The sequence below is a fragment of the Stenotrophomonas sp. T8 genome (assembly GCF_051853085.1).
GTDB lineage: Bacteria > Pseudomonadota > Gammaproteobacteria > Xanthomonadales > Xanthomonadaceae > Stenotrophomonas > Stenotrophomonas sepilia.
Genome location: NZ_CP195329.1, coordinates 3,416,084 through 3,431,729 on the forward strand (window position 1 = coordinate 3,416,084; position 15,646 = coordinate 3,431,729).

General features: G+C 66.3%; 13 protein-coding genes. 2 read left to right on the forward strand and 11 right to left on the reverse strand.

Annotation, left to right across the window (positions count from 1 at the left end):
- Nucleotides 1-372 precede the first annotated feature (372 nt).
- From ACSDHM_RS15780 to ACSDHM_RS15810, 7 genes are all read right to left on the reverse strand, one after another.
- Nucleotides 373-1,724 (reverse strand): IS3 family transposase gene (locus tag ACSDHM_RS15780; RefSeq protein ID WP_088497681.1). Its coding sequence is split into 2 segments (ribosomal slippage): nucleotides 373-1,277 and nucleotides 1,277-1,724, totalling 1,353 coding nucleotides; the frame shifts between segments, so codons are not numbered across the junction.
- A gap of 479 nt (nucleotides 1,725-2,203) precedes the next feature.
- Entirely contained in the window at nucleotides 2,204-3,298 is a 1,095-nt protein-coding gene (rodA, locus tag ACSDHM_RS15785; protein ID WP_072167190.1) for a rod shape-determining protein RodA, read from the reverse strand.
- A 130-nt stretch (nucleotides 3,299-3,428) separates the two neighbouring features.
- Nucleotides 3,429-4,541, reverse strand: coding sequence for a rod shape-determining protein RodA (gene rodA, locus ACSDHM_RS15790; protein ID WP_005419392.1), 1,113 nt, complete (start codon nucleotides 4,539-4,541; stop codon nucleotides 3,429-3,431).
- Nucleotides 4,538-6,610, reverse strand: a complete 2,073-nt coding sequence (mrdA, locus tag ACSDHM_RS15795; protein WP_111007805.1) for a penicillin-binding protein 2 — start codon at nucleotides 6,608-6,610, stop codon at nucleotides 4,538-4,540. The genes rodA (ACSDHM_RS15790) and mrdA overlap by 4 nt, the downstream gene beginning before the upstream one ends.
- A gap of 3 nt (nucleotides 6,611-6,613) precedes the next feature.
- Nucleotides 6,614-7,099, reverse strand: a complete 486-nt coding sequence (mreD, locus tag ACSDHM_RS15800; RefSeq protein WP_005419400.1) for a rod shape-determining protein MreD — start codon at nucleotides 7,097-7,099, stop codon at nucleotides 6,614-6,616.
- Nucleotides 7,096-8,142 carry a rod shape-determining protein MreC gene (gene mreC, locus ACSDHM_RS15805; RefSeq protein ID WP_111007806.1) on the reverse strand — a complete coding sequence of 349 codons (1,047 nt, stop codon included), beginning with the start codon at nucleotides 8,140-8,142 and terminating at the stop codon, nucleotides 7,096-7,098. The genes mreD and mreC overlap by 4 nt, the downstream gene beginning before the upstream one ends.
- Before the next feature lie 121 nt (nucleotides 8,143-8,263).
- Entirely contained in the window at nucleotides 8,264-9,310 is a 1,047-nt protein-coding gene (locus ACSDHM_RS15810) for a rod shape-determining protein (protein WP_005419402.1), read from the reverse strand.
- 283 nt (nucleotides 9,311-9,593) lie between these two features.
- On the opposite strand from ACSDHM_RS15810, the gene ACSDHM_RS15815 reads away from it, so the two are divergent.
- Entirely contained in the window at nucleotides 9,594-10,532 is a 939-nt protein-coding gene (locus tag ACSDHM_RS15815) for a carbohydrate kinase family protein (protein ID WP_005419403.1), read from the forward strand.
- 216 nt (nucleotides 10,533-10,748) lie between these two features.
- On the opposite strand, the gene ACSDHM_RS15820 is transcribed toward ACSDHM_RS15815, so the two are convergent.
- The 4 genes from ACSDHM_RS15820 to ubiE form a co-directional block, all read right to left on the reverse strand.
- Nucleotides 10,749-11,381: an HAD family hydrolase gene (locus ACSDHM_RS15820; RefSeq protein WP_111007807.1), complete on the reverse strand. Its 633-nt coding sequence runs from the start codon at nucleotides 11,379-11,381 to the stop codon at nucleotides 10,749-10,751.
- Nucleotides 11,369-12,100 (reverse strand): hypothetical protein, encoded by a 732-nt coding sequence (locus tag ACSDHM_RS15825; RefSeq protein ID WP_088496534.1) that lies wholly within the window; start codon nucleotides 12,098-12,100, stop codon nucleotides 11,369-11,371. The genes ACSDHM_RS15820 and ACSDHM_RS15825 overlap by 13 nt, the downstream gene beginning before the upstream one ends.
- 127 nt (nucleotides 12,101-12,227) lie before the next feature.
- Nucleotides 12,228-14,156 carry a M1 family metallopeptidase gene (locus ACSDHM_RS15830; RefSeq protein ID WP_439426380.1) on the reverse strand — a complete coding sequence of 643 codons (1,929 nt, stop codon included), beginning with the start codon at nucleotides 14,154-14,156 and terminating at the stop codon, nucleotides 12,228-12,230.
- A gap of 183 nt (nucleotides 14,157-14,339) precedes the next feature.
- Nucleotides 14,340-15,101 (reverse strand): bifunctional demethylmenaquinone methyltransferase/2-methoxy-6-polyprenyl-1,4-benzoquinol methylase UbiE, encoded by a 762-nt coding sequence (gene ubiE, locus ACSDHM_RS15835; RefSeq protein ID WP_005419407.1) that lies wholly within the window; start codon nucleotides 15,099-15,101, stop codon nucleotides 14,340-14,342.
- Between the two features lie 81 nt (nucleotides 15,102-15,182).
- Between ubiE and ACSDHM_RS15840 the strand changes: the two genes are divergently transcribed.
- Entirely contained in the window at nucleotides 15,183-15,635 is a 453-nt protein-coding gene (locus tag ACSDHM_RS15840) for a nucleoside deaminase (RefSeq protein WP_049399252.1), read from the forward strand.
- Nucleotides 15,636-15,646 lie beyond the last annotated feature (11 nt).

The window sequence follows — 15,646 nt, forward strand, 5'->3', positions numbered from 1 at the left end:
AGTACTGCTCCCGCCCGACGCCCCCTCGCGCTGCATCGATTGACGGCGCGCCGTACCGAACGGGCCGCCATTGTGCAGGCCGATTACGACAAGTCCATTGATCAAGATCAACGCGGTGTAAAAATGTGAACCAGCTAACGTTTTTCGCGGACTTTGGTCGGAGAGCGTGTTGCGTCGCATTGTTGTGAGAACGCTTCCACAACGGGCATTGCGCAGCGCCAGGAAGTCTCCGGCCAACGGCGCAGCCCCCTCGTGGGTGGTGTCTGGGTGGTCGCAGAAAGCCGGATTGCTGGGAGCTGGCCGGGTGGGTGGGCAGTGCGGGGACGCCGTGAACCCATCCATGAAGTGACCCCCGAGACTTGGACGGTGGGGTCAGGCGGCTGCTTGGGCCTGTTCCCGGTACTTTACCGGGCTTAGCCCCTTCAATTTCAATCTGATTCGCTCTTGGTTGTAGTACTTGATGTACTCCACCAGCCCGGCCTCCAGGCTTTCGATGCTGTCAAATCTGTTCAGGTAGAAGAACTCCGACTTCAGCGTCCCGAAGAAGCTTTCCATTGCCGCATTGTCCAAGCAGTTGCCACGTCGGGACATGCTTTGCTTCAACGAGTGCTTTTCCAGCATGTGCCGGTAGTTCTCATGCTGGTACTGCCAGCCCTGGTCGGAGTGGATCATTGGCCGCTCATCCGGCGAAAGCTTCTTGATGGCCTCCTCCAGCATCTGACCTACCAGATCGAACACAGGCTGGCGCTTGATCTGATAAGCCACGATTTCACCGTTGTAGAGGTCCATGATCGGCGACAGGTACAGCTTCATGCCTTGCACCTTGAACTCGGTGACGTCGGTCACCCACTTCTGGTTGGGCCGCTCGGCATGGAACTGGCGATTGAGGTCATTGCCAACCACAACATTGGCGGCCCCTTTGAAGGACCGGTAGCGCTTCACGCGTACCCGTGATTTCAGGCCCATCTCCCCCATCAGGCGCTGTACCCGCTTGTGATTGGTCCGATGGCCCTGATTGGCCAGTTCCAGCGTCACCGTGCGATACCCATAGCGCCCTTGGCTTTGATCGTAGATTGCCCGGATGCGCTCGCACAGGGCTGCCTCATCCTGATCCGGATGGGCCAGGACATGGTTCTGGTAATAGAACGTACTGCGTGACAGCTCTGCCGCTTCGAGCAGAAGCGACAGCGTATGAACCTGCCTCAATCCTTGGATGGCTTGCGCTTTGCGTCCTGCGCCGCCTGCTCTTCCCGGATCAAGGCATCGAGTTTTTTTAGGTAGTCGGTCTCCGCACGCAGATAGGCGACTTCCTTGAGCAGCTCATCGCGGCTCATTTCCTCAGGTGGCTTGGACGAGCGGGTCTTTTTCATCGGCTTTCGGGGCGGCGGCGGAGGTGGTGCCAGCGCTTGGGCACCGCCTTGAGCATACAGGCGACGCCACCGACCCACCGCGCCGGCATCGCCAATTTGAAAGTAAGTGGTGGCCTCCCGCCCGGACATGCCGTCCTGGCCCATCTTCTTCAGGACAGCCAGCTTGAATGCGAGGTCATAGGACTGGGCCTGGCGGCGAAACCCGCGCCAACCATGCAGCCGATAGGTCGCCACCCAGCGCCTGACCGTGGAGAACTCCAGGCCGTAGCGACGAGCAACGGCTTTGACCGATGTGGAGGTCTTGCAGGCCTCTTTGGCGACCTGCAGTTTGAAACGCGCGTCGTATCTGTTCATGTATCCCTCGGGGTTGGATCTGATGTCCAACTCCCGGGGGTCACTTCACCATGGGGGCTTGGCCGCGGCATCCATGCCGCGGACACCCCGCACTGCCCACCCACCCGGCCGCTGACAGTTTTCGGGCGCGTTCACCCACGGAGAAGAAAAGAGAAGATCAAAAGCAAAAGCGGTTTGGCGGGTCGCTTCATTGCCTTGTGTGGAGCCGAGCCATGCTCGGCTCACGAGCAAGCGCAGCGCCGTGACCCGCTTTTGATTTTCTCTTGCTTCTCCGTGGGTGGCAGACCGCCAAAATCTGTCAGAGGGCGGTCGGGTTGGGTACGCGGGGGTGTCAGCCGCATGGATGCGGCTGCCAAGCCTCCAGGGACGGATTCACGGCGTCCCCCGCGTACCCAACCCGACCGGCCCACCCGCGGCTTCTGCTTTCCGCGACCACCCAGACACCACCCACGAGGGGGCTGCGCCGTTGGCTGGAAACGCTATCCCCCGTGCACGGGCCGATGCCCGCGTACCGCCATCACCAACCCGACGCCGGCCAGCAACGAGACAGCGGATGTCCCGCCATAACTGATCAGCGGCATCGGAATGCCCACCACCGGCAGCAGGCCGGAAATCATTCCGCCGTTCACCAGCACGTAGACGAAGAACGCCAGCCCCAGGCTACCGGCCAGCAATCGCGCGTGCGTGTCGCGCGCGTGCACCGCAATCCACAGGCAACGCCCCACCACGAACAGGTACAGCGCGAACAGCGTCGCCACGCCGATCCAGCCAAACTCTTCGGCCAGCACCGAGAACGCAAAGTCGGTGGTGTACTCGGGCAGGAAATCCAGCGTGGCCTGCGTGCCCTGCCCCCAGCCACGTCCTTGCCAGCCCCCGGAACCGATCGCGATGCGCGATTGCAGGATGTTCCAGCCGGTACCAAGCGGGTCGGCCGCCGGGTCGAGGAAGGTCAGCACACGATCCTTCTGGTATTGCCGCAGCAAGCCGAACCACGCCAGGGGTGCAGCCACTGCCAGCCCTGCCGCCCCGGTCGCCAACCAGCCCCAGTGCAAGCCCGCCAGCAACAACGCGAACACGCCACTGGCAGTGACCAACGTGGCGGTGCCGAGGTTGGGCTGCATGAGGATCAGTACCGCCGGCATGCCGATCAGCAGCGCGGCAGTCAATACCGTGCGCGGCGAGGGCGGCAGTGGTTGCCGATGCAGGTACCACGCCATCATCAGCGGCAGGCTGAGCTTGAGCAGTTCGGACGGCTGCAGGTAGAACACGCCGAGGTTCAGCCAGCGCTGCCCGTACTTGCCGGTGCCGATGACGTACACCGCCATCAGCGGCAGCATCGACAGCGCGTAGATCGCAGGGGTCCATGCACGCAATCGCAGCAGCGAAACACGCGACAGCAGCCACATCGCCAACAGCCCACCGGCAAAGCGTGCCGCCTGCCCGGCCACCGGGCCGGACACGCTGTGCAGCACCGCCAGGCCGGCGCCCATCAGGATCAACAACGCGCCCAGCAACGGCAGATCGATCGTGCGCAGCGCCTCACGGCAGCTGCCAAGCAGTCGTTTCCATTTCACGCGGGCACGGTAGCAACGGGTGCTTGCGTGAAGCTGTCATTGTGGTTCTGCGTTTGTAGAGTCGAGCCATGCTCGACTGCATTTCCGGCAGTCGAGCATGGCTCGACTCTACAGAAGCGCGCAGCCGGTGTTACCCGTACCCCCCGTGCACCGGGTTGTGGCTGCGCACCGCCATTACCAGGCCGAAACCGGCCAGCAGCGACACCGCCGAAGTACCTCCGTAGCTGATCAGCGGCATCGGCACGCCTACCACCGGCAGCAGGCCGGAAATCATCCCGCCATTCACCAGCACGTAGACGAAGAACGCCAGGCCGGTGGCACCCGCCAGCAGGCGCGAATAGGAATCGCGCGACTGGCTGGCGATCCACAGGCAGCGCCCGATCACCACCAGGTACAAAGCCAGCACGGTGGCCACGCCGATCCAGCCGAATTCCTCGCTCAACACCGAGAACGCGAAGTCGGTGGTCTGCTCGGGAATGAAGTTCAGGTGCGACTGCGAGCCTTCGCCCCAGCCCTTGCCATCGAAGCCGCCGGAACCGATCGCGATCTTCGACTGGATGATGTTCCAGCCGGCGCCCAGCGCGTCCATCTCCGGGTCCAGGAACATCATGATGCGGTCCTTCTGGTACGGCCGCAGCAACCAGAACCAGGCCACCGGCGCAACCGCTGCCACGCCGCCCACGCCCAGCCCAACCCACCACCACGGCAGGCCCGCCAGCAGCAGCACGAACACGCCGCTGGCGGCGATCAGCACGCCGGTACCGAAGTCCGGCTGCAGCATCACCAGGCCGGTGGGTACGCCGATGATGATCAAGGCCACGAGCACGGTATTGAAGCGCGGCGGCAGCGGCATCTTGTGCAGGTACCACGCCACCATCATCGGCAGGCTCACCTTCAGCAGTTCGGCCGGCTGCAGGTAGAAGAACTTCAGGTCCAGCCACTGCCGGCCATATTTACCGGTGCCCAGCACGAACACCGCCAGCAACGGGATCATCGAGATCGCGTAGATCATCGGCGTGGCCGAGCGGATGCGCAGGATCGGCACCCGCGAGATGCCCCACAGTGCGGCCATGCCCACCGCGAAACGCGCGCCCTGCGCCATCACCAGGCTGTCGCCACCAGCGCTCTTCAGGGTCGCCAGGCCAATCACCATCAGCGCGCCCAGGGCCAGGCACAGCACCCAGTCCAGCGTGCTGAAAAAGCGGCGCAGCATGTCGCCGGCCCAGCGCAGGAACACTCTCATCGTGCAGGCTCCGCAGGGGTCGGGCGGGGCGTGGCGGGCAGCGCGGCGGTCGGCGCACCCGGCTGCGGCGCAGGCGCCGGCTCCGGTGCGGGTGCACCGATCAGCACCGGATGCTCTCCCACCTGTGCAGCGGCGAGGTCACCGGCCTGACGTGCGCCCGCGTCTTCGTTGTCGAACGCGGTGGCGCCGATGGCGGTGGTGCCGCGCTCGCTGTCCAGCGGCTGCATGCCTTCGGGCATCTTGCCCAACAGGTAAGCGTCGAACACCTTGCGCGCGATCGGCGCCGCGGCCGAACCACCATAGCCACCACCTTCCACTGCCACCGCAATCGCGATGACCGGGCTCTCGACCGGCGCGAAGCCAACGAACAGCGCGCGGTGGCGCAGGTGCATCGGCAGGCTCTTCGGGTTCACTGCAGCAGTGCCCTTGCGGCTGATGACCTGTGCGGTACCGGTCTTGCCGGCCATCACGTACGGCGCACCGACCGCGACGCGCCAGCCGCTGCCGCCGGGCCGCATGGTCGCCATCATGCCCTCACGCACGGCCTGCACGTTGTTGGGGTTGGGGCTGATCGGCTTGCTTTCGCCGGCCGGCATTGCCGTCCAGTCGCTGTCGAAGCCGTCGCGCTGCTGGATCACCAGGTGCGGGGTGCGCAGCTGGCCGTCGGCCAGGCCGCTGACGCCGCGCGCCAGCTGCAGCGGGGTGACCTTCCAGTCACCCTGGCCGATGCTGATGTTGACCGTATCGCCGGGATACCAGGCTTCCTTGCGGGTCTTCCGTTTGTAGGCCGGCGACGGCAGGATGCCGCCGATCTCGCCGGTGAGGTCGATGCCGGTCGGCTGGCCGAAGCCGTAGTACTCCATGTAATGGTCGAAGCGCTCGATGCCCAGGTCCAGCGCCAGCTTGTAGTAATAGGTGTTGACCGATTCGGCGATGGACTTGCGCAGATCCGTCCAGCCGTGGCCGCCACGGTGGGCGTCACCCCAGCCGCGCGAGGTGCCCGGCAGGTAGAACATGCCGGTGGACAGCACCTTGTCTTCCGGGCGGCGCACGCCGGAGTCCAGTCCCGCCAGGCCGATCAGCGGCTTCAGCGTGGAACCGGGAGCGACGCCACCGAGCACCAGGCGATTGAACTGTGGCCGCGACGGGTTTTCGTTCAAGGCCTTGAAGTCGGCATGGGAAATGCCGTTGACGAACAGGTTGGGATCGTAGGACGGCAGGCTGACCATCGCCAGCACTTCGCCAGTGCGCGGATCCATCGCCACCGCCGAACCTTCCTGGTCGCCGAACGCGGCCACCATCGCGCGCTGCAGGTCGGCGTCGATCGACAGCCGCAGGTCGGCGCCGGACTGCGCGGCGACGCGGCCGATGGTGCGGATCGCGCGGCCCTGCACGTTGGTCTCGACCTGCTCGTAGCCGACCTTGCCGCGCAGCTGCTGCTCGTAATAGCGCTCCAGGCCGGATTTGCCGATGTGGGTCAGCGCGGCATTGCCTTCGCCGAGGATCTCCAGATCCTTGTCATCAACGCGGCCGACGTAGCCGATGATGTGCGCGAACAGATCGCCGTACGGGTAGCGCCGGGTCAGGTAGGGTTCGAGCTCGACACCGGGGAAGCGCCAGCGGTCGACGGCGAAGCGCGCCATCTCCTCATCGCTCATGCGCAGCTTCAGCGTGACCGGCAGGAACTTGCGGCGCGCCTTGCGCGACCTGTTGAATGCTTCCAGCTCTTCCGGGCTGATGTTGATGATCTTCGCCAGCCCTTCCAGGGTGGCATCCATGTCCTTGACCTTGTCCGGGGTCACGTCCAGGCGGAAGGCCGGCACGTTTTCGGCCAGCAGGCGACCGTTGCGGTCGTAGATCATGCCGCGCCCCGGCACCACCGGTCGCGGCTTGATGCGGTTGGCCTCCGAGCGCGTGGCGTAGACGTCGTGGTCCAGCACCTGCAGCTTGAAGTACCAGCCGCCCAGGCCCAGCAGGCAGACCAGCACGCCCAGGAAACCCAGCGCCGCGCGGCGGCGGAACTGTTCGGCTTCGGCGTGCGGGTTCTTGACCTGGCGGCGCGGGATCATGGCTCAGCGCCCGCGCTTGCCGAAGCGCACCGCGTCCAGCAGCACGAACACCAGCGGCCACAGGCCCATGCCCAGCAGAGGCGCCCACCAGTACGACCAGGGCAGCGTTGGCTCATCCACCACGATGTGGACCAGCGCGCTGACGATGCGATCGTTGAACAGCAGGCCGCCGATGGCCAGCATCTGCTGGGACATCGGGAAGAAGCGGATGCGGGCACGGAAGCGCTGCAGGATGAAGGCCAGCATCACCAGCCGCAGTGCCTGTTCGCCCAGCACGCCGCCGTACAGCAGGTCGGCCACCACGCCGCTGGCGAAGGCGATGCCCAGGCCGACGCGTTCGGGAGCTTCGATCACCCAGTACGCCAGCACCAGCGCCAGCCAGTATGGGCGCAGCGGCTGCAGCAGCGCCGGCAGCGGCAGCAGGCCCAGCAGCAGCGCCACCACCAGGCTGGCCGGCAGCACCCACGGGTTGTCGCGCAGGCGGCTCATCGTGCGGGCTCCTGCGCGGCGGGTTGGATGGACTGGGCGGGTTGCGGTTGCCGGCCAACGGCCGGCACTACCGGGGACCCGGCGGGTGGAGAGCTCCCCTCTTGTTGAGGGGGGCGCGCCGAAGGCGGGGGGGTAAGGGAAGATGCGCGGGCCGGTTGCGCCGAAGGTGCAGTCGGCTGCGGTTCGCTGGCCGCAGGCAAGCGGATCGCCGCGCCCGGGCGCAGCAGCAGCACGTCGCGGCCGCGGTCGAGCTGGGCCGCCGGCTTCAGTTCGCCGACCAGGAAGGCGTGGGTGTCGTCCGGGCGCAGGCCGGTGATGGTGCCGACCGGGAAACCGGCCGGGAAGCGCCCGCCGAGGCCGGAGGTGACGATCTCATCGCCCACTTCCACGCCAGCGCTGAGCGGGATGTCGCGCAGTTCCAGCGTGTCGCCGCGGCCATAGACGATCAGGCGCACGCCGTTGCGGGCCACGGTGACCGGCACCGCGTGGTCGGGATCGGTCAGCAGCAGCACGGTGGAGGTGCCACCGGTGACGCTGATCACCTGCCCCATCAGGCCGCCGGCGTCGATCACCGCCTGGCCGACGTGCACGCCCTCGCGGCTGCCTGCGTCGAGCACCAGGCGCTGCTTCACCGGGTCCAGGTCGATGTCCAGGATCGGCGCCAGCTGCACGTCCAGGCCACTGCGCTCGGCCACGTTCAGCAGTTCGCGCAGCTGGGCGTTGTCCAGCGCGGCGGTCTGCAGGCGAGTCAGGCGCGCGTTGGCCAGCAGCAGCTGGTTGCGCAGTTCACGGTTTTCGGCGACCAGCTGGGTATGGCTGGCGGCGGAGTCCTTGACCTGGTTGCCGAGCTTGCCGGGCAGGCCAGCCAGTGCCCATACCGGCTGTACCAGGCTGTTGGCCTGCTCGCGCAGGCGTGCCAGCCAGCCGGCCTGGTCATCAAGCACGATCAGGGTGATGGCCAACGCGAGATAGGCCAGCAACCGCAGGGGGCTGGCGGCATCACCGGATCGGGAGGCGACGGGAGGACCGGCGTAGGGCGGCACGGCAACGATTCAACTGGCAGAAGGCGGAAGGGAAACACGCGGGCGCCCCGCCGGTGCCGGCCCGCCATCACGGCGGGCCGCACCCCGGAAGGGCGCGGCGGGCAGGAACGGCCGGGACGGCTTATTCCGGCGCAAAGAACTCGTTGCCGTGCATGTCCACCAGCTCCAGCGCACGGCCGCCACCGCGCGCCACGCAGGTCAGCGGATCGTCGGCCACCTGCACGTGCAGGCCGGTCTCCTCGGAGATCAGGCGGTCCAGGTCGCGCAGCAGGGCGCCACCACCGGTCAGCACGATGCCGCGCTCGGCGACGTCGGCGCACAGTTCCGGCGGGGTCTGCTCCAGCGCCAGCTTGACCGCGCTGACGATGCCCGACAGCGGCTCGTGCAGGGCCTCGAGCACCTCGTTGGAGCTGATCTTGATCATCTTCGGCACGCCCTCGGCGAGGTTGCGGCCGGAGATCTCCATCTCGATCACTTCCGCCTGCGGGTAGGCGCAGCCCAGCTCGACCTTGATGCGCTCGGCGGTGGCTTCACCGATCAGCATGCCGTGGTTGCGGCGCACGTAGTTGGTGATGGACTCGTCGAAGCGGTCGCCGCCGATGCGGACCGAGGCCGAATAGACGATGCCGTTGAGCGAGATGACCGCCACTTCGGTGGTGCCACCGCCGATGTCGATGACCATCGAGCCACGGGCTTCGGTGACCGGCATGCCGGCGCCGATCGCGGCGGCCATCGGTTCTTCGATCAGGAACACGTCACGGGCACCGGCTTCCTCGGCCGATTCCTTGATCGCGCGGCGCTCGACCTGGGTCGAGCCGGCCGGCACGCAGACCAGCACGCGCGGGCTCGGGCGAAGCACGCGCGACTTGTGCACCTTCTTGATGAAGTGCTTGAGCATCGCCTCGGTATAGGTGAAGTCGGCGATGACGCCATCCTTCATCGGGCGGATGGTGGTGATGTGGCCCGGGGTACGGCCCAGCATCTGCTTGGCTTCGGCGCCGACGGCTGCCACCGAGCGGGTGCCACCGATGGCACGGTCCTGGCGCACGGCCACGACCGACGGCTCGTTCAGCACGATCCCCTGCCCGCGCACGTAGATGAGGGTGTTGGCCGTGCCCAGGTCGATGGACAGGTCGTTGGAGAACATGCCACGGAGTTTCTTGAACATCTGAGGAAGGAGTCCTGAGGGGTGTCGTGCCCGCCGCGGGATGGCGAAAAAATGGGCAGAAATCGAGGCCGACAAGCCTAGCAACCCGCCTGCCGCCGAGCAAGGAAAAAACTAGCTGAACCCGCGTCTTCACAGGCTTTCGGCCTGATCGGGTCTCACCCGGTTCTGGCCCTGAGCGGCACCAGCGGGTAACCTTTGCGCCGTCGGGCGCCCAAGGGCGCCGTTTGCTTGCCCGATGAACCGGGCCGGCCCACCCCAAAATTCACCGCATAGGCTTACATCGATGTCCGCTCTGATCTGTGGTTCTCTTGCCTTCGACACCATCATGGTGTTCCCGGACCAGTTCAAGAATCACATCCTGCCGGACAAGGTGCACATCCTGAACGTGTCCTTCCTGGTGCCGCGCATGCGCCGCGAGTTCGGCGGCTGCGCAGGCAACATCGCCTACAACCTGCACCTGCTGGGCGGCCAGCCGATCCCGATGGGCACCGTGGGTTCGGACTTCGGCCCGTACCGCGAATACTTCGAAGGCCTGGGCATCGACCTGTCGCGCGTGCGCGTGATCGATGAGCTGTTCACCCCGCAGGCGTTCATCACCACCGACCACGACAACAACCAGATCACCGCCTTCCACCCGGGCGCGATGATGCGTTCCTACGAGAACCACGTGCGTGGGGTGCCGGGCGTGACCCTGGGCCTGGTCGGCCCGGATGGCCGCGAAGGCATGATCCAGAACGCGCAGGAATTCCACGAAGACGGCATCCCGTTCATCTTCGACCCGGGCCAGGCCATGCCGCTGTTCAACGGCCCGGAACTGCGCGCCTTCATCGAGCAGGCCGACTACGTGGTGGTCAACGACTACGAGTCGAACCTGCTGCAGGAGCGCACCGGCTGGGACGAAAAGGAGATCGTCAGCCGGGTCAAGGCCTACATCACCACCCGTGGCCCGAAAGGCGCGGTCATCCACACCCCGGAAAAGAGCTATGACATCCCGCCGGCGCACGAGCGCCGCGTGGTCGACCCGACCGGCTGTGGCGACGCCTTCCGCGCCGGCCTGATCTACGGCATCCAGAAAGGCTACGACTGGCTGACCATCGGCCGCATGGGCAACCTGATGGGCGCGCTGAAGGTCGAGCATCCGGGCACGCAGAACCAGCGTTTCACCTTCGATGAGTTCAACGAGCAGTTCAAGCAGCAATTTGGCTACGCGCTTGGCGCGTAACCAAATTGCTCGCGCATTCCACCTTATCCCCGCGCCTTCAGCGCGCCCCGTTGAACAACAAGGGGGCTTTCCACCCGATGCGCCGCTGGGAATGCTGTTGGTAGGTGTCGACCTTGGTCGACACTGCCGGCCAGCGGCCGGCACTACCGGAACTTCCGACCGACACGTTGCCTGCTCTCTGTAGAGCCGAGCCCATGCTCGGCTTGCGCGCGCCGGTCATGCGGCCTGCCAGGCAGCCAACAGCGCGCGGCAATCGGCGAAATGCCAGTCGGCGCGGCCCGGCCATGGGTTTTCCGGCAGGTTGACCAGTACGGTATGGGCGCCCGCGGCGCGGCCGCACTCCAGGTCGTAGGCGTGGTCACCCACCATCACCGCCTGCGCAGGCCCGATGCCCCATCGCCGCAGATGCTGCTGCAGGCCCTCCGGCGAGGGCTTGGGCACCGCTTCATCGCGACCAATGATGTCGGCATCGTCGAACAACGCCCCGACCCCGATCGCGTCCAACGTCAGCTTCGCCAGCGCATGATCATTGCGGGTCAGGATGCCCAGCCGGCAGCCAGCCGCCGCCAGCGCGCGCAGCAGCTTCACCGCACCCGGCGCCGGCAGCGCGTCCTCGGCCAGCGCGCGCTCGTGATCCAGCAACCACTCACGCTTGGCCTGCGCCGATGCATCCGGCAACGCCGCGATATGGTCGAGGATGTCTTCCTCCGCGGCGATCTGCAGCGTACGGCGGATCGCGGCGAAATCATGCACGGCGACGGTCAGCGTGCCATCCATGTCGAACACCCAGTGCCGGATCGCGGACAACGCGTGCACTGCGCTGCCCGCCGCCCCCGTCACTGCCACCACTGCGGCATGCGGCTGGCGTCTACACCACCCGTTTCGAACACCGCCGTGCGGGTGCCGCCGGCCTTGACCGGGAACTCGATGCTGATCGACCTGCCCTTGCGCGCCAGCTTCCACAGCGCCTTCTGGTCGGTGATGAACAGGGCGATGGCTTCATCGGTCTTCGGGCGCCACGCCGCCATCGACACCGGCTTGCCGTCGTCCACGGTCACTTTCACCGTGCACTGCGGGCAACGGAAATCGCCGGCCTGCAGCACCAGGTAGGCATGCCGCTTCCACTCCGGATGATCGCGGAACACCAGCTGCACCGTCTTCGCGCCGCTGCCATCCACGTCCACCCGTTCCTTGCTGTAGATCTGCGCCGACACCTGGTTGCCCTTGTTGCCCACCGGGATCTGGTTGTACTGCCACAGCGCCTGCATGCGGCGCAGGTCGCGCGCGGCATCGCCCTTGGCCTTGACCTCGTCGAAGCCTGCAGCGATGCGCTCGGCGGCGGCGGTGTCCTTGTACTGGTCCAGCAGCGAGGCGCCGTGCAGGCGCGCGCGCTCCCAGTCCTGCGCGGCCACGGCCATGTCGTACTGCTTGGCCAGGTCTTCGGCCTTGGCCTCCTTCTGCGCCTGCACGGCGGCCGCGGCGGCTTCCTGCGCCTTGCGTTCTTCCTCGGGGTTGCTGCAGGCGGCCAGCGCCAGGGTGCAGGCGGTGAGCAGGATCAGTCGTTTCATGGCGGAGGTCCTTTGCGAGTGCATCCCGATTCTATCGGCAGCGAAAAGCGGATACACCAACGGCGGGTTTCCCCGCCGTTGGTGGTGAAGCAGTGACCGGTTGCCGGTCAGCGACCGGCACTACCGCTTACTTGGCTTCAGCCTTGGCCAGCATGTCCTGGACCGAGGCGGTGGTGATCGGGTGGTAGCCCGGCTTGGCCTTTTCGAAGGCCTGCTTGGCCAGCTCCAGCCCCTTCGGGGTCTTCACCAGTTCGGCGTAGATCGGCATGATCAGCTTGCGACGGCCGACGCGCTCGATGAATGCAGCCGCGCCTTCATTGGCCTGCTCGTAGCCGCTGCGGATTGCCAGCGGGTACCAGCGCATGGCGATCTCGCCATTCGGGGTGCCGGTGAAGTGGAAGGCCTTGTCCAGCGTGGCCAGCTTGTCCAGCGGCTGGGTCGCGCCCAGGCCATCGATGAAGCGCACCCATTCCTGCGTGCTCCAGTCGGCGATGACCTGGCTGCTCGGCACAGTGCCGGCGCTGGCGAAGGCGATGCGCGCGGTATCGACGCTGCTGAAGTTGCGCGACTGCGCCTTGGCCGCGAACGCCGGAATGCCCGGCTCGTCCAGCCATGCCTTCAGTTCGGCCTCGGTCACTGCCGACGGATTCTTCGGCAGCAGGTTCTTCTTCATGTAGTCGACGAACTGGTCGGTGTTCGCGCTCTGGAAAGCATGGTCATCGAACCAGCCGCGCAGGAACGGATCGAAGGTCTCGCGGCCGAAGCGCTGCTCCAGGAATTCCAGGAACCACGCACCCTTGACGTAGGCCACCTGGCTGAGGGCTTCGTCGGGATCACGCTCGTTCAGCGGCGGCAGCGCCAGTGCCTGGTCGGCCGGGCTCATGTCCTTCACTTCGGCCAGCAGGTCGGTCTGGTCGATCTGCTTCTCCATCTCGGCCATTTCCTTGCCGTACAGGGCTTCGGTGATGCGGCCCTGGACGTAGGTGGTGAAGCCTTCATTGAGCCAGATGTCCTTCCAGCTGGCGTTGGTCACCAGGTTGCCCGACCAGCTGTGCGCCAGTTCGTGGGCGACCAGCGAGACCAGCGACTTGTCGCCGACGATCACGGTCGGGGTGGCGAAGGTCAGGCGCGGGTTCTCCATTCCACCGAACGGGAACGACGGCGGCAGCACCAGCATGTCGTAGCGGCCCCAGCGGTATTCGCCGTACAGCTTCTCGGCGGCACCGATCATCTTCTCGGTGTCTTCGAATTCCTTGGCGGCCTTGTTGACCATGGTCGGCTCGGCCCAGACGCCGGAGCGGCCGGAGATCGGCTCAAACACCAGGTCGCCGGCGGCGATGGCCAGCAGATAGGACGGAATCGGCTGCGGCATCTTGAAGGTGTAGTCACCATCACGCGCGGCCTTCGGATCGTTGTCGGCGCTCATCAGCACCATCACGTCCGGGCGCGAGACCACGTGCGCGCTGTAGGTGAAGCGCACGCTCGGGGTGTCCTGCAGCGGCACCCAGGAACGGGCATGGATGGCCTGCGACTGGCTGAACATGAAGGGCAGCTTCTTGCCCTCGGTCATCGACGGCGCCAGCCACTGCAGGCCCGAGGCGGTCGGTGCGGTGTGGTAGGTCACTTCCACCTTGGCCGGCTGTTCCGCAGCCTCGATGGTCAGCTTGCTGCCGAACACCTTGTCGGCCGGGGCCAGTTCGAACTTCAGCGGGCTGCGCGCGCCGTCGGCGGCAACGGCCTCGACCTTGGACACGGTCAGCTCGCGGGTGTCGAGCACCAGCTGCCTGGCGTCCTTCTGTTTCCATTCCAGGGTGTAGGTGGCGGTACCGCCGATCTGCTTCTGGTCGAAGTCCAGCTTCAGATCCAGCTCGATGTCCTTGATGACGACCTTGTCCGGCTCGGCGTACGAGCTCTCGTCGTGGCTGCGGTTCTCGGCGTTCACGGGGGCGGCAGGGGCCTTTGCGGCAGTCGGGGCGGCGGCGGGCGCGGCCGCCTCCTGGGAGCAGCCGGCGGCCAGGGCCACGGCCAGCGGAAGGAGCATCAGCGGATTACGCATGAATCGGGACCGTTACGGGGATCAAACCCCAATGGTACCTCCCTCCGGCCCGGCAGGCGTTGCGCGGTGCGGGGTAATGGCAGGCACAGCGCCGGTAGTGCCGGCCGCTGGCCGGCAACCCCGTCGCCCGGTGGTTGCCCGCGCAGGTGCCGGCCAGCGGCCGGCACTACCGGAACACCGGGCTTACAGCTTGTAGCCGGAATGGATCGACACGATGCCGCCGGTCAGGTTCTTGTAGTGGCAGCGCTCGAAGCCGGCCTGCCCCATCATCGCCTTCAGTTCGTCCTGCGGCGGATGCTTGCGGATGCTCTCGGCCAGATACTGGTAGCTGTCCGAATCGTTGGCGAACAACTTGCCCAACCTGGGCAGGATCTTGAACGAGTGGAAGTCGTAGATCGGCTTGAACCAGTCCGCAGTGACCTCGGAGAACTCCAGCACGCGGGCCTGGCCGCCCACCTTCAGCACGCGGTACATCTCGCGCAGGCCGGCGTCCTTGTCGGTCACGTTGCGCAGGCCGAAGGCAATGGTGACCAGGTCGAAGCTGTTGTCCGGGAACGGCAGGGCTTCGGCGTTGCACTGCACGTAGTCCAGGCCAAGCACCAGGCCGCGGTTGGTCAGGCGGTCCCGGCCGACCGACAGCATGCCGGCGTTGATGTCGCCCAGCACCACCGAGCCCTCGGCGCCGACGCGTTCCTTCAGCAGGGCGGCGATGTCGCCGGTGCCGCCGGCCAGATCGAGCACGCGGTCGCCCGGCTTCACCTGCGCGGTCGCGACGTAGTAGCGCTTCCACGCCCGGTGCACGCCCAGGCTCATCAGGTCGTTCATCAGGTCGTAGTTGCGCGCGACCGAGGTGAACACCTGGCCGACCAGCTTCTGCTTGTCCTTGGCGGCGACGTCGCGGAACCCGAAATGGGTGGTACCGGCTTTGTAGGGGGATTCGCTCATGGCCCCGATTATCGCACCGCCGGGGGCGAGCGGCACCCCCTGCCCGTATGATGGCGGGCCACGACTGACCGGAGCCCCCGCATGATCACCACGCCCGACTACCAGGCCCTGCTGCAGACCGCCATCGCCGAAGCCCGCCAGGGCCTGGCCGAGGGCGGCGTGCCGATCGGCGCGGCGCTGTACCACAACGACGGCCGCCTGCTCGGCTGCGGCCACAACCGCCGCGTGCAGGAAGGCGACCCGTCGGTGCACGGCGAAACCGACGCCTTCCGCAAGGCCGGCCGCCAGCGCCGCTACCAGGACACCATCATGGTCACCACCCTGGCGCCGTGCTGGTACTGCTCGGGCCTGGTGCGCCAGTTCAACATCGGCACCGTGGTGGTGGGCGAATCGCGCACGTTCCAGGGCGGCATCGACTGGCTGCGCGAGAACGGCGTCAACGTGATCGACCTCGACAACCAGGAATGCGTTGACCTGCTGGGTGGCTTCATTGCGCAGCATCCGGAGATCTGGAACGAAGACATCGGTGAATAAGCACCGTGCAA